Annotated in this window: 15 protein-coding genes and 1 tRNA gene; 8 read left to right on the forward strand and 8 right to left on the reverse strand. The window is 67.5% G+C overall.

What is annotated here, in order from left to right:
- Positions 1–65: 65 nt before the first annotated feature.
- Positions 66–1415 (reverse strand): ATP-binding protein, encoded by a 1350-nt coding sequence (locus AC5WJ1_RS06355; protein ID WP_133096857.1) that lies wholly within the window; start codon positions 1413–1415, stop codon positions 66–68.
- 24 nt (positions 1416–1439) lie between these two features.
- Positions 1440–2162, reverse strand: coding sequence for an osmolarity response regulator transcription factor OmpR (gene ompR / locus AC5WJ1_RS06360; RefSeq protein WP_010810107.1), 723 nt, complete (start codon positions 2160–2162; stop codon positions 1440–1442).
- Positions 2163–2600: 438 nt separating this feature from the next.
- Here ompR and AC5WJ1_RS06365 point away from each other — a divergent pair, with 438 nt between their 5' ends.
- Entirely contained in the window at positions 2601–2828 is a 228-nt protein-coding gene (locus AC5WJ1_RS06365; protein ID WP_255519910.1) for a hypothetical protein, read from the forward strand.
- A 16-nt stretch (positions 2829–2844) separates the two neighbouring features.
- On the opposite strand, the gene AC5WJ1_RS06370 is transcribed toward AC5WJ1_RS06365, so the two are convergent.
- Entirely contained in the window at positions 2845–4107 is a 1263-nt protein-coding gene (locus AC5WJ1_RS06370) for a Zn-dependent hydrolase (RefSeq protein WP_135705040.1), read from the reverse strand.
- A gap of 36 nt (positions 4108–4143) precedes the next feature.
- Positions 4144–4980: a presqualene diphosphate synthase HpnD gene (gene hpnD, locus AC5WJ1_RS06375; RefSeq protein WP_195431419.1), complete on the reverse strand. Its 837-nt coding sequence runs from the start codon at positions 4978–4980 to the stop codon at positions 4144–4146.
- Between the two features lie 301 nt (positions 4981–5281).
- On the opposite strand from hpnD, the gene AC5WJ1_RS06380 reads away from it, so the two are divergent.
- Together AC5WJ1_RS06380 and AC5WJ1_RS06385 are read left to right on the forward strand one after the other, a co-directional pair.
- Entirely contained in the window at positions 5282–6469 is a 1188-nt protein-coding gene (locus AC5WJ1_RS06380; protein ID WP_133096861.1) for an efflux RND transporter periplasmic adaptor subunit, read from the forward strand.
- A 7-nt stretch (positions 6470–6476) separates the two neighbouring features.
- Positions 6477–9590: an efflux RND transporter permease subunit gene (locus tag AC5WJ1_RS06385; protein ID WP_494476426.1), complete on the forward strand. Its 3114-nt coding sequence runs from the start codon at positions 6477–6479 to the stop codon at positions 9588–9590.
- 41 nt (positions 9591–9631) lie between these two features.
- On the opposite strand, the gene AC5WJ1_RS06390 is transcribed toward AC5WJ1_RS06385, so the two are convergent.
- The 3 genes from AC5WJ1_RS06390 to AC5WJ1_RS06400 form a co-directional block, all read right to left on the reverse strand.
- Complete coding sequence (locus tag AC5WJ1_RS06390; RefSeq protein WP_135705043.1) at positions 9632–9985, reverse strand: hypothetical protein; 354 nt, start codon at positions 9983–9985, stop codon at positions 9632–9634.
- Positions 9982–10290, reverse strand: coding sequence for a hypothetical protein (locus tag AC5WJ1_RS06395; protein ID WP_494476427.1), 309 nt, complete (start codon positions 10288–10290; stop codon positions 9982–9984). The genes AC5WJ1_RS06390 and AC5WJ1_RS06395 overlap by 4 nt, the downstream gene beginning before the upstream one ends.
- 137 nt (positions 10291–10427) lie before the next feature.
- A tRNA-Leu gene (locus AC5WJ1_RS06400) sits at positions 10428–10514 on the reverse strand.
- 259 nt (positions 10515–10773) lie between these two features.
- Between AC5WJ1_RS06400 and AC5WJ1_RS06405 the strand changes: the two genes are divergently transcribed.
- Complete coding sequence (locus tag AC5WJ1_RS06405; RefSeq protein WP_133096864.1) at positions 10774–11145, forward strand: VanZ family protein; 372 nt, start codon at positions 10774–10776, stop codon at positions 11143–11145.
- Positions 11146–11176: 31 nt separating this feature from the next.
- Here the strand turns inward: AC5WJ1_RS06405 and AC5WJ1_RS06410 are convergent, their stop codons facing one another.
- Positions 11177–12034 carry a 23S rRNA (adenine(2030)-N(6))-methyltransferase RlmJ gene (locus tag AC5WJ1_RS06410; RefSeq protein ID WP_135705045.1) on the reverse strand — a complete coding sequence of 286 codons (858 nt, stop codon included), beginning with the start codon at positions 12032–12034 and terminating at the stop codon, positions 11177–11179.
- Between the two features lie 143 nt (positions 12035–12177).
- On the opposite strand from AC5WJ1_RS06410, the gene mnmC reads away from it, so the two are divergent.
- The 4 genes from mnmC to clpX all read left to right on the forward strand — a co-directional run bounded on the left by mnmC (position 12178) and on the right by clpX (position 18040).
- Complete coding sequence (gene mnmC, locus AC5WJ1_RS06415; protein ID WP_494476428.1) at positions 12178–14151, forward strand: bifunctional tRNA (5-methylaminomethyl-2-thiouridine)(34)-methyltransferase MnmC2/FAD-dependent 5-carboxymethylaminomethyl-2-thiouridine(34) oxidoreductase MnmC1; 1974 nt, start codon at positions 12178–12180, stop codon at positions 14149–14151.
- A 210-nt stretch (positions 14152–14361) separates the two neighbouring features.
- Complete coding sequence (tig, locus tag AC5WJ1_RS06420) at positions 14362–15720, forward strand: trigger factor (RefSeq protein ID WP_135705047.1); 1359 nt, start codon at positions 14362–14364, stop codon at positions 15718–15720.
- A 120-nt stretch (positions 15721–15840) separates the two neighbouring features.
- Positions 15841–16491, forward strand: coding sequence for an ATP-dependent Clp endopeptidase proteolytic subunit ClpP (clpP, locus tag AC5WJ1_RS06425; RefSeq protein WP_029049269.1), 651 nt, complete (start codon positions 15841–15843; stop codon positions 16489–16491).
- Between the two features lie 271 nt (positions 16492–16762).
- Entirely contained in the window at positions 16763–18040 is a 1278-nt protein-coding gene (gene clpX, locus AC5WJ1_RS06430) for an ATP-dependent Clp protease ATP-binding subunit ClpX (protein ID WP_133096868.1), read from the forward strand.
- Positions 18041–18068: the final 28 nt, after the last annotated feature.

Below are 18068 nucleotides of genomic sequence, written 5' to 3' on the forward strand. Positions count from 1 at the left end.
ATCCGCCGGGATTCAAGCCGGCTGCAGCACGGCACCGCTGCGACGCGCGCGGAAGGCAGCCGCGCTCAGGCGCGGCGGAAGCAGGCGCTGACCACCAGGCCCGAATCCGGCGCGGGGCGGTTGGCCAGCAGCAGCCGTCCGCCGTTGCGCTGCATGATGCGGTTGACGATGGACATGCCCAGTCCCGCGCCCTTGGCCTCGCTGCGCGCGCTGTCGAGCCGGTAGAACGGCCGCGTCAACAGCGACAGCTGGCCTTCGGGCACGCCATTGCCGCGGTCGGCTACGGTCAGCACGGCTTCCTTGTCATCGACGCGGGTGGAGATCTCGACCACCGCCATGCCGCTCTGCTCGTCCTTGGCATAGCGGCGCGCGTTCTCTACCAGGTTGTCGAGGATGCGCTGGACTTCCATGCGGTTGGCCACGGCCATCACCGGCGCGTTGGCGCGCACATGCACGCGCACGTCGTCGTGCGCGGCATAGACGCCCACGGCATCGTGCACCAGTGCCGACAGGTCGACCGGTTCGACGGTCTCCAGCGGCGGCCGCGCGTAGTTGAGAAACTGGCCGATGATCGCGTCCATCTGCTCGATGTCGGCGATCATGGCGTCGCGCGTGGGCGTGTCCATCGGCGACATCTCGGTCTCCAGCCGCAGCCGCGTCAGCGGCGTGCGCAGGTCGTGCGAGATGCCGGCCAGCATCACCACGCGGTCGTCGTCAAGCTGGCGCAGGTCTTGCACCATCTGGTTGAAGCTGTGGTTGGCCAGCGCCACCTCGCTGGCGCCGCGCTCGGGCAGCGGCGGCGGGTCGCCGCCGGCGCCGATCGCGCGCGCGGCATTGGCCAGGCGCTTGAGCGGATAGTTGACGCGCGCGGTGATAAAGGCCGCGCCGATGATCGACAGCAGCAGCGCGGCAATGCTCCACCACAGCCACTGGATGCCGGGCACGCGTTCGAAGCGCTCGGGGCTGATCGCGACCCAATAGTCGTCGCCCTCGATCTCGAAGCTGACCCAGACACCAGGGATATCGTTGACGGTGGTGGCCAGCACGGTGTCCTCGCCCAGGCGGCTGCGGATTTCCTGCTGGACCAGCGAGGTCAGGAAGGGATTGGCGGTAGGCGCGGCGAAGTCGTCGTCCTTCTCGCGCGGATAGACCTTGATGCCTTCGTTCTGCACCAGGTCGAGCAGCAGGAAGCGGCGCCGCGCGGGGTCGGAGTAGAGCAGCGCGGCGCGCGTGAGCTTGACCACGCTGACCACCTGCATGGCGATCTGCTGCGCGCGCGGGGCGCGTTCGAACAGCCGGTAGCTCTGGAACCAGATGCCCAGCGAGATCGCCAGCAGCAGGGCGATAAGCATGAAGGTTCGCCAGAACAGCGAACCAAAGAACCGCGTCGCGGTTCTGCCGATAACGGTCGCCACGATAGGAACAGCGGCCGTTATCGGTTATTTCACGCCATCGGGAATGAAGACGTAGCCCAGGCCCCAGACCGTCTGGATAAAACGCGGGTTGCTGGGGTCCGGCTCGATCAGCTTGCGCAGGCGCGAGATCTGCACGTCCAGGCTGCGATCGAACACTTCATATTCGCGGCCGCGCGCCATTTCCATCAGCTTTTCGCGCGACAGCGGCTGGCGCGGATGGCGGGCGAATACCTTGAGCACCGAGAATTCGCCGGTGGTGAGCGTGATTTCCTCGTCGTTCTTGGTCAGCGTGCGCGTGGCCAGGTTCAGCACGAAGTCGCCGAAGGCAAAGGTCTCGGGAGTTTCCGACGGGGCGCCGGGCACTTCGGCCGGGCCCTTGCGGCGCAGCACCGCGTGGATGCGCGCGATCAGCTCGCGCGGATTGAACGGCTTGGGCAGGTAATCGTCGGCGCCCATTTCCAGGCCGACGATGCGGTCCACGTCCTCGCCCTTGGCGGTGAGCATGATGATCGGGGTCTGGTCGTTGGCACCGCGCAGCCGGCGGCAGATCGACAGGCCGTCTTCGCCCGGCATCATCAGGTCCAGCACCAGCAGGTCGAAACGCTCGCGCAGCCAGAGCTTGTTCATCGCGGTGGCGTTTTCCGCCACCAGTACGGTGAAACCCTGTTCGCCCAGATAGCGGCGCAGCAGATCGCGCAGACGCGGGTCATCGTCGACGACAAGAATCTTGTGGCTGGTATTTTCCATGGCGGTATCTTAGCGACTATCGCTTTCGCTCAAAATGGCTTAACAAAACGTTACATACTTTACCCCGTGGTATGGCAGCGTGCATCAATCGTGCGATTACACTGCGCCATCCCGTCTATTTGCGCTCCTTGCGGACTGATTTTCCGCGCATTTGCACCGCATGATCCGCGGCATCGGCTGCCCTGGCTCGCGGGCCCTGGCCCGATGCTTGCAGAGGCCAGCAGCGCCAGGCGGGGATCGGACGGGGTAACGAAATTTCCCGGCTTCAGATGGTTTCAACGACCGCGTTTCCCGAAGCCAAGACCGCCATTATCAATGAAAGTGAACCGAACCCGGCACGGGCCTCCGCAGCATGGTATAGCCGGCGCATGTATTGCGCTTGCGGCTGCCGCATGGCTGCTGGGGCCGGCCGGGCCGGCGCGGGCCCAGTCGGCCGGCATGGCCAACCTGCTCAAGCGCCATCCGTCGACGCAGGCAAGCGATCCGGGCAACGGCCAGCGCGAGGCGCGTGCCCGTGCCGAGCGCCATCGCGCCGAGCAACGCGAGACCGACCGCCGCCGCGCGGACGAACGCGAGCGCGGCGGTTCGCGGCTGTCGCCGGACGAGCGGCGCCGCCTGCGCAAGAGCCTCTACGATTTCGGGCGGGAGATGTACGACGGCAGTTGAGCGCTGCCGTGTGCTGTCAGCCGCGCGGCTGGAAGTGGCGCAGGAAGTCGACGAAGACTTCGGCCGCCAGCTGCGCATCTTCGGCGGTGATGGTCTCCAGCGGGTTGTGGCTGATCCCGCCATTGCCGCAGCGCACGAACAGCATCGCCACGTCGGTGATGCGGTGCATCATCATGGCGTCGTGGCCGGCGCCGGAAGGCAGCTCGAACGCCTCCATCCCCCGCTTCTTCAATACCGCGCCGAACTGGTCCATCAGCCAGCGGGCGCAGGGCGCGTTGTTGACCGGCGGCACGCGCTCGACCTGCGCCAACAGCCCGCGCCGTGCGGCGATCCGTTCGATGCCGGCGACGATGTCGGCAATGGCCGCCTCGCGGATGTCGTCGGCGCCGGCGCGGATGTCCATCGAGAAGGTGCAGGCGGCCGGGATCACATTGCTCGACCCATTCGGCACCTGCAGCTGGCCGACGGTGCCGACCAGCGTGGGCGCGGCGGCGCAGCGCTCTTCCACCAGCAGGATCATCTCGGCCGCACCCGCGGCGGCGTCCTTGCGCATGCCCATCGGGGTGGTGCCGGCATGGCTGGCCTGGCCTTCCACCCGGACCTGGAAGCGGCTGCTTCCGGCAATCTGCGTGACCACGCCCAGCGGCAGGCCGTGGTGCAGCAGCACCGGCCCCTGTTCGATATGCACTTCGACAAAGCCCAGCAGTGTCGCCGGATCGATCGCCGCGGCACGCAGCGCATCCAGGCCGCCGGCGCCGGGCAGGCCGGAGGCGGCCAGCGCCTCGGCCAGCGTGACGCCGTCAGCGTCGGCGCGGGCGAGCAGCGCGGGGTCGAAGCGGCCCGCCAGCACGCTGCTGGCCAGGAAGCTGGTCTTGAAGCGCAGCCCTTCCTCCTCGGCGAACCCCACCACCTCGAAGTGGTACGGCAGCCGTATCCCGGCCCGGTTCAGCGCATCCACCACGGCGATCGGCAGCAGGATGCCGAGGCGCCCGTCATAGCGGCCGCCATTGCGCACCGTATCGAAGTGCGAGCCGGTCATCAGCACGCGCGCATCGGTGACGGCGGGGTCGGCGGCGTAGCGGCCGATGACATTGCCGATGGCGTCGATGCGCACCTGCATGCCCGCGGCTTCCATCCATTGCGCCAGCCGGTCCTGCGCGGCGCGGTGCGCCGGCGTCAGGTAGGCGCAGGTGAGGCCGCCTTCCATGTCGGAGAAGCGGGCGAGCTGGTCGGCGTGGTCGAGGATGGCCTGGCCGAGGGAAGCGGTGGTCTGGGTCATGGCGGGTATCGTGGCTTGCGGCCTGTTTGCTATGTGTCAGCTATTGCGGATCCAGGTCTTCCATGCGATCCACAGCTTGCGCAGCGGCGTCAGTGCGATGCGCTGGCTGAGGACCTGGAACTGGCTGGCTTCCAGCTCATCGAGCAGCGCATGGTAGATCGCCCCCATCAGCAGGCCGGCGCGCTGGGCGCGGCGGTCCTGGCGGGGCAGGGCTGCCAGCGCCTCGCGGTACAGCTTGCGGGCGCGTTCGGCGTGGTATTGCATCAGCGCGACGAAGCGCTCGGAATGCTGGCCCTTGAGGATTTCCGAAGCCGGCACCTGGAACTGCTGCAGCGTATTGACGGGCAGGTAGATGCGGCCGCGCCGGGCATCCTCGCCAACGTCGCGCAGGATATTGACCAGCTGCAGCGACAGGCCGAGCTTCTCGGCAAACTCCAGCGTCTTGGGGTCGGTATAGCCGAACAGCCGCGCGCTGAGCGTGCCGACCACGCCGGCCACGCAATGGCAGTAGCGGTTCAGGCCGGCCTCATCAAGGTAGCGTGTCTGCGTCAGGTCCATCTCCATGCCGTCGAGCACTTCGGCCATTTCGCCCTGCGGCAGGCCGGCGCCGGCAACATGCGGCTGCAGCGCCTGGGTCGTCGGGTGCGTGGGCGCGCCGTCGAACAGCCGCCGCAGTTCCGCGCGCCACCAGTCCAGTTGCTGGTGAGCCAGGCCAGTATCATGCGTATCGTCGACCACGTCGTCGACTTCGCGGCACCAGGCGTACAGCGCGGTGATGGCGCGCCGGCGCTCGGCCGGCAGGAACAGGAAGCTGTAATAGAAGCTGGAGCCGCTCTGGGCGACTTTCTCTTGGCAATACTGATCGGGCGTCACGCCGGTCTCGGTCTGAAGATGGGGTGGGGGAAGGATGGCAGAAGCGCGGGGCGCCGATTGTAGCATCGCCGATCCGGACAGCCGGACGCCGGCTGACGACCCGGCGGCGGCCATTTAACCACAGCTCGTCCGCCGGGAACGGCACCCGAGGAGGCATTCCAGACATTTCGTCGCCTGTCGTTTGACGCACCCCCGCGGGGATCGCTATATTACTGACCGGCCAGTTATTTATTGCCCCGCACTGGCCTCCACGGCCGACGGCCTGCCTTGCCAGCTGTTCCATCCGACTCCTAGCTTACCGATGCCAGTGCTTTGCCCAGTGCCGGAAGTTGCGGCCGCAGCGACTCTTTTTGACACAAAATCGTTACGCCGCGCGCGCTTCGGGCGCTTCGCGGCTGCCGCGCTGGTGACCGTCGCCGCTGTCATGGTCGCGGGCTGCGGCAAGAAGGCCGAACCGGTGCAGGAAGTCCGTCCGGTGCGCCTGATGCAACTGAGCCAGCACAGCGGCAAGACCGCCTTCGAATTTTCCGGCGACGTGCGACCGCGCGTCGAATCGCGGCTGGGGTTCCGTGTGGGCGGCAAGATCGCGGCCCGCCTGGTGGATGTGGGTGCCGTCGTCACCAAGGGCCAGCCGCTGGCCCGGCTCGACCCGACCGATCTTTCGCTGGCCGAAGCAGGCTCGCGCGCCCAGTTCGAGGCGGCGAAGACCGACCGCGACCTTGCCGCGTCCGACCTGAAGCGCTACAACGACCTGTTCGCCAAGGGCTTTATCAGCGCCGCCGAGCAGCACCGCCGCCAGGCCAGTTTCGAGGCGGCCGACTCGCGCCTGCGCCAGGCCCAGGCCGGCCTGCGCAGCCAGGCCAACCAGACCGGCTATGCCGTGCTGCACGCCGACGCCGACGGCGTGGTCACGGCCATCGACGCCGAGGTGGGCCAGGTCGTCACCGCGGGCCAGCCGGTGGTGCGCGTGGCCCAGACCGCGGAGAAGGAAGTGGCGATCGGCCTGCCGGAAGACCAGGTAGACCTGCTGCGCGGCATTACCGATGTCAGTATCCATACCTGGGCCGAGCCGAAGCGCGCGCTGCCCGCCCGCGTGCGCGAGATTGCCGCGGCAGCCGACCCGGTCACGCGCACCTATGCGACCCGCGTCACCATTCCCGATCCGCCCGCCGACCTCAAGCTCGGCATGACCGCTGTGGTGACCTTCGTGCGGACCGGGGCCACTCCCGCGATCCGCGTGCCGCTGACCGCGCTGCTGCAGGAGCAGGGCCGCAACCAGGTGTGGATCTACGACGCCGCCGCCGGCACGGTCAAGCCGGTCACGGTGACGCTGGGCGAGGCCGTCGGCAACGAGGTGGAAGTGCGCCAGGGGCTGGCGCCGGGCCAGGCCATCGTCACCGCAGGCGTACACCTGCTGCGCCCGGGGCAGAAGGTGCGGCCGCTGCAGACCGTCGCGCCCGCTTCCGCGCCGACCCCCAGGGAGGGCTGAAGCCGGCATGGATCATTCCCGCTTCAACCTGTCGCGCTGGGCGCTCGAGCACCAGCCGCTGACCCGTTACCTGCTGGTGGTGCTGTTGCTGGGCGGCCTGCTGGCGTTCTTCCAGCTGGGCCAGGACGAGGACCCGCCCTTTACCTTCCGCGTGATGGTGGTGCAGGCGTTCTGGCCGGGCGCCACCGCCGAGCAAATCGCGGTGCAGGTGACCGACAAGATCGAACGCCAGCTGCAGGAAGTGCCTTACGCCGACAAGATCCGCAGCTTCTCCAAGCCCGGCGAGACCACGGTGATCTTCCAGCTCAAGGACACCTCGCCGGCGAAGGAAACCGCGCAGATCTGGTACACCGTGCGCAAGAAGATCGGCGACATCCAGCAGACGCTGCCCGCGGGCGTGCGCGGGCCGTTCTTCAACGACGAGTTCGGCGACGTCTACGGCACAATCTATGCGTTGTCCGCCGACGGCTTCAACTACAAGGAGCTGCGCGAGTACGCCGACCTGGTGCGGCAGGAATTGCTGCGCGTGCCGTCGGTGGCCAAGGTGTCGCTGATCGGGCTGCAGGACGAGAAGGTCTATATCGAGTTCAACCAGGCGCGCTTTGCCCAGCTCGGGCTGGACATCAATGCCATCGCCGACCAGATCTCGCAGCAGAACAACCTGACCGGCAGCGGCGTGCTGGTCACGCCGAGCGACAACCTGCAGGTGCGCCTGTCCGGCCAGTTCGCCAGCGTCGGCGACCTGGAGAACCTGGTGCTGCGCGGGCCCAACGGCATCGCCAATATCCGTCTCGGCGACATCGCGCATGTGTACCGCGGCTATGTCGACCCCACGCAGACACGCATGCGCTTCAACGGCAAGGATGTGATCGGGCTGGGCATCTCGATGCAGAAGGGCGGCGACATCATCCAGCTCGGCAAGGACCTGCGCGCGGCCTTCGAGAAGCTGCGCGGCCAGCTGCCGGTCGGCATCGAGATGGACCAGGTGCAGGACCAGCCCAAGGCGGTCAGGCAATCGGTGGGCGAGTTCGTGCGCGTGCTGATCGAGGCCGTGGTGATCGTGCTGGCGGTCAGCTTTGTCGCGCTGGGCTTGCATACGCGGCCGCTGCGGCTGGACGTGCGGCCCGGGCTGGTGGTGGCGCTGACGATTCCGCTGGTGCTGGCGGTGACCTTCCTGTTCATGAACATCTTCGGCATCGGCCTGCACAAGATCTCGCTGGGCGCGCTGATCGTGGCGCTGGGGCTGCTGGTCGACGACGCCATCATTGCGGTCGAGATGATGGTGCGCAAGCTGGAAGAGGGCTTCTCCAAGATGGAGGCAGCCACCTTTGCCTATACCTCGACGGCGATGCCGATGCTGACCGGCACGCTGATCACGGCGGCGGGCTTCCTGCCGGTGGGGCTGGCGCGCTCGACGGTGGGCGAGTACACCTTCGCCATCTTTGCCGTGACCGCGCTGGCGCTGGTGCTGTCGTGGCTGGCGGCGGTGTACTTCACGCCTTACCTCGGCTACCTGCTGCTCAGGACGCGCGGGCCGGGCGCCGGCGAGCACCATGAGGTGTTCGACACGCCGTTCTACGCGCGCTTCCGCCGGCTGGTGGACTGGTGCGTGACGTGGCGCAAGACCGTGATCGCCATCACGCTGGTGACGTTCGTGCTGGGCATCTATGCGTTCAAGTTCGTCGAGAAGCAATTCTTCCCCGACTCCAGCCGGCCCGAGCTGATGGTGGAACTGTGGATGCCGGAAGGCACCAGCTTTGCCCAGATGGAAGCCGAGGCCAAGCGCTTCGAGCGGCTGGTGGGCAAGGACAAGCAGGTGGAAAGCCTGACCACCTTCGTCGGCACCGGCGCGCCGCGCTTCTACCTGCCGCTCGACCAGATCTTCCCGCAGAGCAACGTGGCGCAGGTGATCGTGATGCCGGTCAGCACCGAGGTGCGCGATGCATTGCGCCGTCGCATCATCGCGCTGCTCGACACCGAATTGCCGTACCTGCGTGGCCGCGTCAAGCTGCTGCCGAACGGGCCGCCGGTAGCGTATCCGGTGCAGTTCCGCGTGATCGGCCCGGAGGCGGGCGCGGTGCGCCAGCTGGCCGACCAGGTCAAGGCCGAGATGCGCGCGAACCCGAACACGGTCGGCGTCAATGACAACTGGAACGAGAACGTCAAGATGCTGCGCCTGGAGATCGACCAGGACAAGGCGCGCGCGCTGGGCGTCACCACCAGCGCGATCGCGCGCGTGACGCAGACCGTGCTGACCGGCGTGCCGGTCGGGCAGTACCGCGACGGCGACAAGCTGATCGAGATTTTGATGCGCACGCCGCGCAACGAGCGCGATGCCATGTCCGACCTGAACAACGTGCTGGTGCCGACCAACACCGGCCGCACCGTACCGCTGACGCAAGTGGCCCGCGTGGCGCTGAAGTCCGAGCCCGGCGTGGTCTGGCGCGAGAACCGCGACTTCGGCGTGACCGTGCAGGCGGACGTGGTCGACGGCATCCAGGGCCCGACCGTGACCGCGCAGATCAACCCGCAGCTGGACAAGCTGCGCGCGCAGTTGCCGGCGGGCTACCGCATCACGGTGGCCGGCGCGGAAGAGGAAAGCGGCAAGGCCGGCGCTTCGATCGCGGCGCAGCTGCCGCTGTGCATCTTCCTGATCTTCACGCTGCTGATGCTGCAGCTGCACAGCTTCTCGCGCGCGCTGATGGTGTTCCTGACCGGCCCGCTGGGCCTGATCGGCGCCGCCGCGACGCTGTTGCTGCTGCGCGCGCCGATGGGGTTCGTGGCGCAGCTGGGGATCACCGCGCTGCTGGGCATGATCATCCGAAACTCGGTGATTCTGGTCGACCAGATCGAGCAGGACATCAGCGCGGGCGTGCCGCCCTGGACCGCCATCGTCGAGGCCGCGGTGCGCCGCTTCCGCCCGATCATCCTGACCGCCGCGGCGGCGGTGCTGGCGATGATCCCGCTGTCGCGCTCGATGTTCTGGGGGCCGATGGCGGTGGCGATCATGGGCGGGCTGATCATCGCCACCGTGCTGACGCTGCTGTTCCTGCCGGCGCTGTATGCGGCGTGGTTCCGCATCAGGCGGCCCGAGGCAGGGGTGGGGGCGCTGGCGGCCTGACGGGCCGCGGCGCGCCGGCATCATGCCTCAGGCCTGCGCGCCTAGTTGCAGATCGTGCCGGGAACCGGCTTGCCGGAGTTGGTCAGGCCCTGGCAAGCGTCGCCGGTGGACAGGCTGGTGTCGGAGGCCGAAGCCGGCGACAGCTTGAGCTTGCCTGCTACCGTGCAGCAGCCGCGCGGCGGTGGCGGCATCGGTGTGCGCTTGAGGGTCGGCGCCGGAACCGGGCTCGGCCCGCCGGCTTCGGCCGTTTCTTCGGCATCAGGGAATACGCACTGCCCTTGCTGGCAGATCCGCTCCCCTTTGCACTGCATGTCGTACTGGCATCCGGCAGCCTGGGCGAGCGATGACCAGCCAGCGGCCATCGACGCTGCCAACAGCAAGGCAGAAACTTTCATATGCCCTCCGATAGGGCTGAGGTGAAGACTGGAGCGGCAGGCGAAGTGCGCAACAGCGCTCCAACACCTTCAGCATAGATGGCGGGGAAGGGCTGCGAAAGCCGTTGGCACTCAGGTGTTCTACCACCTCGCCAGTCTTTTCCTGGCATCGGCAATACCGACACGATCGGCGCGACGAGACCACCCATGTCGACGAGGAAAAATTCCGCCTCACTGCAGGCGTACCCCTGCGCTCGCCGATACCTGTCGACGTAGCCGCGCGCCTCGAGCGTATGGACTGTCCCCTGAGCCGAACTGCTGGTCATGCCGGTCAGCGCTGCCAGTTGCGGCGGTGTCAGCGGCCGTCGAATGGCACGAGTGAATGCCGGCGCGGCGATCCGCGTTGCCTGAGAGGGTTCCGTGACGATTGGGGATGTGCTGGCGCCGCCACAGGAAGGGCGGATGGTGCGAGGGAGGGGACTCGAACCCCTACACCATTGCTGGCGTCAGGACCTAAACCTGGTGCGTCTACCAATTTCGCCACCCTCGCGGTCCTTGCGGCCCAGCCCGGACGGGCGGCCGCGATGCTCGTTGCCTGCGCAGACTCGAAAGCAAAAAAGGCGGCTGGAACTGCCCGCCTTTCATCGGTCCGCTGCTGCCGGCGCCTGCCGCGGCAGTTATGCGCCCGCAGCGCAACGAGGCTGCGGATTGTAGCGCAAGGCGCGGGGGGAATCCAGCCCTGCCGGCCAGCGATATATATTGTCGGCATTGCCAACGCGTGCCGCATGGGGCGGCGCGCTCCTCGTCCCATGCTCCCTGGTCAGACTTCCTCCCTCAAGGCGCCGCCATGGCGCCTGCTGTTCTGGGCTTGCGCCGCCGCCGTGCTGGCGCTGTCGCTGATGCCGCCGTCCCAGCCGCTGCCGACAACGGGCTGGGACAAGAGCAATCACCTGCTGGCCTTCGGTGTGCTGGCGCTGCTGGGGCGCCGCGCGTTTGCCGGCCACGGGCTGCCCTTGCTGCTGGTGCTGGTCGTCTATGGCGGCGTCATCGAGCTGCTGCAGGGCATGACCGCCTACCGCGAGGCCGACTGGCTCGACCTGGTGGCGGACGCCTGTGGGGTGCTGGCGGGCCTGGCGCTTGACTGGCTGTGGCGCGGCCGTGGCCGGCGCTGGCCGCGCTAGTTCGCGCGGCGGCGCCTGTCGGTCTGCCGCTCTACCGCTCTTCGGCTTCCAGCGTGAACTTCGCCCCGCCGTCCTGGCCGAGCAGGTCGACCAGCAGCGGCATCGCCTCCTGCAGCATCTCCTTCAGCCGCCACGGCGGGTTGACGATGAACATGCCGCTGCCGTGCAAGCCGAGGCCGCCTTCGACCGGGTTCCTGACGGTCAGCGTCACGTGCAGCCAGCTCTTCAGCGGCAGCGCCTTCAGTTGCACCGGCAGCTGCAGCGATTCGCGCCGCTGCACCTGCGGGTACCAGACCGCGTAGACGCCCGTGGCGAAGCGCTCCAGGCCGTCGCGCACGGTCTGCACGGTGCGGGCATAGTCCTGCTTGTCTTCGTAGGACGGGTCCACCAGCACCAGCGCGCGCCGCGGCGGCGGGGGCAGGATCGCCTTGATGCCGCCGAAGCCGTCGCCGTCGTACAGCATCACGCGGCGGCCGGCGCCGCGGAAGTTATCGCGCAGCACCTGGATCTCGGTGCTGTGCAGTTCGAACAGGCGCAGCCGGTCCTGCTCGCGCAGCATCTGCCAGGCGAGCCATGGCGAACCGGGATAGTGGCGCAGTGTGCCGTCCTGGTTCAGTGCCCGTACCTGGTCCAGGTACTCGTCCAGCAGCGGCGGCAGCGCGGTGCCGCTGGCGGCGGCCTGCCACAGGGGCGCAATGCCGGTCTCGAACTCGGCCTTCTTCTGCGCCCACTCGTGCTCGAGCGCATAAAGACCGGCGCCGGCGTGGGTGTCGATGTACCAGAACGCCTTGTCCTTCTGCGTCAGATGCTCGAGCAACTGCACGACGATGGCATGTTTGAGGACATCGGCATGGTTGCCGGCATGGAAGGCGTGACGATAGCTGAGCATGGCGAAGCGGGCGCCGCTGAGGCGCAAGATCGGGAGCAGGGCGGCGTGGCCACTGCGGGGAAGGCCGCTATGCTACCATCCGCGGCGAGTCGCCCCCTCCCCATGTCCGGCACCTCCGCCCGGGCCCCAAGTATCCGTATCCCATGCCGCGCGCACTCGAGCCCGCCGAGCCCATCCTGTCTGCCGAGGGCACCCCGTATTCACCCCGCTACGACGACGTCTACCACAGCACCGAAGGCGGGCTGGCGCAGGCCGCCCATGTCTTCCTGGGCGGCAACGGCCTGCCGCAGGCGTGGGCCGGGCAGCGCCAGTTCGTCATCGTCGAGACCGGCTTCGGCCAGGGGCTGAATTTCCTGGCGACCTGGCAGGCGTGGCGCGACGATCCCCGGCGCTGCGGCACGCTGCATTTCGTCTCGATCGAGAAGCATCCCTTCACGCGCGAGGGCCTGTCCCGGCTGCATGCCGGCCTGCAAAGGCTGGAACCGCTGGCGCAGGCGCTGCAGGCGCAATGGCCCGACGCCTTGCCGGGCCTGCACCGGCTTGCCTTCGACGGCGGGCAGGTGGTGCTGACGATTGCGCTTGGCGACGCCGGGCAGTTGCTGCCCAGGCTGTCGGTGGGCGCCGACGCCTTCTACCTCGACGGCTTTTCCCCGGCGCGCAATGCGGACATGTGGTCGCCGCCGGTGTTCCGCGGGCTGGCGCGGCTGGCCCGGCCGGGCGCGACGCTGGCCACCTACACCGCCGCCGGGTTTGTCCGGCGCGGGCTGAAGGAGGTCGGGTTCGAGGCCAGCAAGGCGCCAGGCTTCGGTGGCAAGCGCGACATGACGGTCGCGCGCTTTCGCCCGCTGTGGAAGTCGCGCCGCCATGCGCCGCCGCTGGCCGCGCAATGGCCCGACCGGCATGCCATCGTGATCGGTGCCGGCCTGGCCGGCTGCGCCGTGACCGAGCGCCTGGCGGCGCGCGGCTGGCGCATTACGCTGTTCGATGCCCATGACGGCCCGGCGCGGCAGACCTCGGCGCATCGCGCGGCGGCCATGCATGCCCACGTGTCTGCCGACGACAGCCTGCTGTCGCGCCTTTCGCGCGCCGGCAACCAGTACGCGCTGCGAGCCTGGGCGGCGCTGGGCGAAGCCGGTTACGCGGTCGACTGGCACGGCTGCGGCGTGCTGCAGATCGGCGAGGACGAAGCCGAGGGCGAGGCCCAGCGCGCCGCGCTCGCGGCCATGGGACTGCCGGAATCGTTCGTGCGCTGGATGAGTGCCGAAGAGGCGGCGTCCGCCCACCGGGCCGGCGTGCCGCGAGGGGGGCTGTGGTTCCCGGCCGGCGGCTGGGTTGCGCCGCCCGATGTCTGCAAGGCGCAGCTGGCGCGTGCGGGCGATGCCGTCGCCGCGCGCTTCGGTTGCCGCGTGGCGCGCATCGCGCGCGACGATCGCCAGTGGCACGCGCTGGCTGCCGACGGCGCCGTGCTGGCGTCGGCGCCGGTGCTGGTGCTGGCCAATGCGCACGAGGCGCAGCACCTGCTGCCGCAGCAGCACTGGACCATGCGGCGCGTGCGCGGCCAGCTCTCCACGCTGCCGGCCGCGCAAGTCGATGCGATCGGCGGCTGGCCGGACTGCGTGGTCACGGGCGCGGGCTACCTGCTGCCGCGTGCCGCCGACGGCACGGGCCGCGTCGGCTCCAGCTACGACCCCGACGAAGGGCCACTGGTCGATCATCCGGACGTGCATGCCGCCAACCTCGTGCGCCTGGCGGGCCTGTTGCCGCGGCAGGCCGGCGCGGTGGCCGGCATCGACCCCGCCGCGCTCACCGGCTATGTCGGCGTGCGCACGGTCACGCACAACCGGCTGCCGCTGATCGGGCAGGTCGCCGACGAAGCGGCGGCACGTGCGCACGCGGGTGCCTTGCGCGGCGCGCACCTGCGCGACCTGCCGCGAATCCCCGGCCTGTACGCGGCCCTTGCCTATGCGTCGCGCGGCCTCACATGGTCCGCACTGGGGGCCGAGCTGCTGGCCAGCCAGATCGAAGGCGAGCCGCTGCCGCTCGAGGCCGACCTGGCCGATGCCATCGATCCGGCACGCCTGCTGCTGCGCGCGCTGCGCCACGGCCAGGTGAGCTAGGGGCGAGGGTGCCGGAAAGCGGTTCCCGGCCCGCTTCAGGGCAAAAACGCCGGAAGCGAATCAAAACCGTGCGATAATCCCCGTTTTCCGTTTGCGCGGAGCCCTCCGTGCGCCGTCGCGCCGCGGCGGCCCCAGGCAGTGCTGCATATGGCGCAGCGCAAGCGGTAGCGCCAACGAACACAACTACATTTCTGGATTGGATCTACGACCATGTCGAACGTGATTGAGAACCTCGGCAAGCTGGACCGCAAGGTGACCCTGGCCATCCCCAAGGCCGAAGTGGAGAAGGAAAAGCAGGAGCGCCTGGTTCGCCTGTCGAAGACCGTGAAGATGTCGGGCTTCCGTCCGGGCAAGGTGCCGATGAAGATGGTCGAGAAGCAGTACGGCCAGCAAGTCGAGTTCGAAGTGCGCTTCGACAAGGCCGCGCGCAAGTTCTTCGACATCACCAAGGAACAGGACGTCAAGGTTGCCGGCCAGCCCAAGTTCGAGGTCAAGACCGAAGGCGTGGGCGCTGACGAAGTCGCGTTCGATGCCACCTTCGAGGTGTACCCGGAAGTGAAGATCGGCGACCTGTCGGCCGCCGAAGTCACCCGCACCGGCACCGAGATCACCGACGCCGAAGTCGACAAGACCGTCGACATCCTGCGCAAGCAGCGCGTGCACTACCACACCCGCGGCGAAGCCGGCGAGCATGGCGACGGCGGTGCCGACGTCACCGCCCAGAACGGCGACCGCGTGACGCTGGACTTCGTCGGCAAGATCGACGGTGAAGAGTTCGCCGGCGGCAAGGCCGAGGACTTCCCGTTCGTGCTGGGCGAAGGCCGCATGCTGCCCGAGTTCGAACAGGCCACGCTGGGCCTGAAGGTCGGCGAGAGCAAGACCTTCCCGCTGGCGTTCCCGGAGGACTACCACGGCAAGGAAGTGGCCGGCAAGACCGCCGAGTTCACCGTGACGCTGAAGAAGATCGAGTGGGCCCACTTGCCGGAAGTCAACGAAGCCTTCGCCAAGTCGCTGGGCATCGCCGACGGCAGCGTCGAGAAGATGCGCGCCGACATCCGCGAGAACCTGGAGCGTGAAGTCAAGCGCCGTACGCATTCGATGCTGAAGGACCAGGTCATGGAAGCGCTGCTGAAGGCGAGCGAGCTGGACGTGCCCAAGGCCCTGATCGAGCAGGACCAGGAGCGCCTGGTCGAGATGGCCCGCCGCGACCTGGAACAGCGTGGCATGCCCAATGCCAAGGACATGCCGATCCCGGCCGAGATGTTCGCGCAGCAGGCAGAGCGCCGCGTCAAGCTGGGCCTGATCCTGGCCGAGATCGTCAAGGCCAACGGCCTGGAAGCCAAGGCCGACCAGATCAAGGCCGAGATCGAGGACTTCGCCAAGAGCTACGAAGACCCGAAGGAAGTGATGCGCTGGTACTACGGCGACCAGCAACGCCTGGCTGAAATGGAAGCCTACGTGCTCGAAAACAACGTGGTAAATTTCGTGTGCGACAAGGCCAAGGTCACCGACAAGAAGGTGTCCTTCGAGGAACTCACCGCCGAAGGCAACCAGCAGCAAGCTGCCTGAGGTCGGGGATAACCCGCAAGCCCGCTTTCTTCCGCGCCCCGGCGCGGAGGCAAGCGAAAGCGGGCCAGTGTCCCGAGTGACTGATCGCCTTGCGATCCGATGAATCCATGGAGAACCTGCATGACCCGCAATGATTTGCTTGACCGTCTCGCCACCACGCAGGCTTCGGCACTGGAAACCCAGGGCCTGGGGCTGGTGCCGATGGTCGTCGAGCAGTCCGGCCGGGGCGAGCGCGCCTATGACATCTATTCGCGCCTGCTGAAGGAGCGTGTGGTGTTCATGGTGGGCGAGGTCAACGACCAGACCGCCAACCTGGTGGTGGCACAGCTGCTGTTCCTGGAGAGCGAGAACCCCGACAAGGACGTGTCGCTCTACATCAACTCGCCGGGCGGTTCCGTCTCGGCGGGGCTGGCGATCTACGACACCATGCAGTTCATCAAGCCGGACGTGTCCACGCTGTGCATGGGCATGGCGGCGAGCATGGGCGCCTTCCTGCTGGCGGCCGGCGCCAAGGGCAAGCGTTTCGCGCTGCCCAACTCGCGCATCATGATCCACCAGCCGCTGGGCGGCGCGCGCGGCCAGGCCTCGGATATCGAGATCCAGGCGCGCGAGATCCTGTACCTGCGCGAGCGGCTGAACAGCATCCTGTCGGAAGTGACCGGCCAGCCGGTCGAGAAGATTGCACGCGATACCGATCGCGACAACTTCATGAGCGGCGACCAGGCGGTGGACTACGGCCTGGTGGACAAGGTCATCGCCCGCCGCGGCTGATGCCACGGGCCGCCGGCGGCGCAATCCGCAACGGCGGCTATGCCAGCCTGCCGGGAAACCCGCATTGCGCGGAACGTCCTGGCGCGGCAGCATTGCCCAAATGGCGAAGGCTACACCGGAACGAGGCCTTGTGCCTCGTTTTTTGCTTTTGCCCCACAGCTGGGGGAGAGCGCCGGTGAGGCCAATTGTTTTGGCGTATGATGCGTTTAATGCGTATTGCCGGGGAGCCTTTCGCCCCGCGATGTGCGCAATGCAAAAGTGACTGATTCCTATGGCGGACAAAAAAGGTTCATCCAGCGAAAAGCTTCTCTACTGCTCCTTCTGCGGCAAGAGCCAGCATGAGGTCAAGAAGCTGATCGCGGGCCCCTCGGTGTTCATTTGCGACGAATGCATCGACCTGTGCAACGAGATCATTCGTGACGAAGCCACCGCAACCGAGAAAGACGCCGCCGCGGCCGCGCGCTCGGACCTGCCCACGCCCCACGAAATCCGCGAAAGCCTGGACCAGTATGTGATCGGCCAGGAACAGGCCAAGAAGATCCTGGCGGTCGCGGTCTACAACCACTACAAGCGCCTGAAGCACCTCGGCAAGAAGGACGACGTCGAGCTGTCCAAGAGCAACATCCTGCTGATCGGGCCGACCGGCTCCGGCAAGACGCTGCTCGCGCAGACGCTGGCGCGCCTGCTCAACGTGCCATTCGTGATCGCTGACGCGACCACGCTGACCGAAGCCGGCTACGTGGGCGAGGACGTCGAGAACATCATCCAGAAGCTGCTGCAGAACTGCAACTACGAAGTCGAGAAGGCGCAGCGCGGCATCGTCTACATCGATGAGATCGACAAGATCTCGCGCAAGTCCGACAACCCGTCGATCACGCGCGACGTGTCGGGCGAGGGCGTGCAGCAGGCGCTGCTGAAGCTGATCGAGGGCACGATGGCCTCGGTGCCGCCGCAGGGTGGCCGCAAGCATCCGAACCAGGACTTCCTGCAGGTCGACACGACCAACATCCTGTTTATCTGCGGCGGCGCGTTCGACGGCCTGGAAAAGGTCATCATGCAGCGCTCGGACAAGACCGGGATCGGCTTTGCCGCGCAGGTCAAGAGCAAGGAAGAGCGCGACGTCAGCGAAGTCCTGCCGCAGACCGAGCCGGAAGACCTGATCAAGTTCGGCCTGATCCCCGAGCTGATCGGCCGCCTGCCGGTGGTCGCCACGCTGTCCAAGCTGGACGAGGCCGCGCTGGTGCAGATCCTGGTCGAGCCCAAGAACGCGCTGGTCAAGCAATACCAGAAGCTGCTGGCGATGGAAGGCGTCGAGCTGGAAATCCGCCCGGGCGCGCTGACCGCGATCGCGCGCAAGGCGATCCGCCGCAAGACCGGCGCCCGCGGCCTGCGTTCGATCCTGGAGCAATCGCTGATGGACGTCATGTATGACCTGCCGAATTACAAGGGCGTGCAAAAGGTGGTGATCGATGAAAATACGATTACCGGGGATGCGCCGCCGCTGCTGATGTACGAAGAGCAGCAGCCGAAAGTGGCAGGCTCCAACTGACGCGAGGGCTGCCAACGGTGGTAAGTGT

Source organism: Cupriavidus sp. MEYA8, assembly GCF_059278825.1.

Coding starts and splice junctions, on each gene's coding strand:
- clpP (WP_029049269.1), top strand. CDS start 15,841: ATGACCCGCAATGATTTGCTTGACCGTCTCGCCACCACGCAGGCTTCG.
- AC5WJ1_RS06380 (WP_133096861.1), top strand. CDS start 5,282: ATGCCAGTGCTTTGCCCAGTGCCGGAAGTTGCGGCCGCAGCGACTCTT.
- AC5WJ1_RS06395 (WP_494476427.1), bottom strand. CDS start 10,290: ATGACCAGCAGTTCGGCTCAGGGGACAGTCCATACGCTCGAGGCGCGC.
- tig (WP_135705047.1), top strand. CDS start 14,362: ATGTCGAACGTGATTGAGAACCTCGGCAAGCTGGACCGCAAGGTGACC.
- ompR (WP_010810107.1), bottom strand. CDS start 2,162: ATGGAAAATACCAGCCACAAGATTCTTGTCGTCGACGATGACCCGCGT.
- mnmC (WP_494476428.1), top strand. CDS start 12,178: ATGCCGCGCGCACTCGAGCCCGCCGAGCCCATCCTGTCTGCCGAGGGC.
- AC5WJ1_RS06385 (WP_494476426.1), top strand. CDS start 6,477: ATGGATCATTCCCGCTTCAACCTGTCGCGCTGGGCGCTCGAGCACCAG.
- AC5WJ1_RS06370 (WP_135705040.1), bottom strand. CDS start 4,107: ATGACCCAGACCACCGCTTCCCTCGGCCAGGCCATCCTCGACCACGCC.
- AC5WJ1_RS06410 (WP_135705045.1), bottom strand. CDS start 12,034: ATGCTCAGCTATCGTCACGCCTTCCATGCCGGCAACCATGCCGATGTC.
- AC5WJ1_RS06365 (WP_255519910.1), top strand. CDS start 2,601: ATGGCCAACCTGCTCAAGCGCCATCCGTCGACGCAGGCAAGCGATCCG.
- AC5WJ1_RS06405 (WP_133096864.1), top strand. CDS start 10,774: ATGCTCCCTGGTCAGACTTCCTCCCTCAAGGCGCCGCCATGGCGCCTG.
- AC5WJ1_RS06390 (WP_135705043.1), bottom strand. CDS start 9,985: ATGAAAGTTTCTGCCTTGCTGTTGGCAGCGTCGATGGCCGCTGGCTGG.
- clpX (WP_133096868.1), top strand. CDS start 16,763: ATGGCGGACAAAAAAGGTTCATCCAGCGAAAAGCTTCTCTACTGCTCC.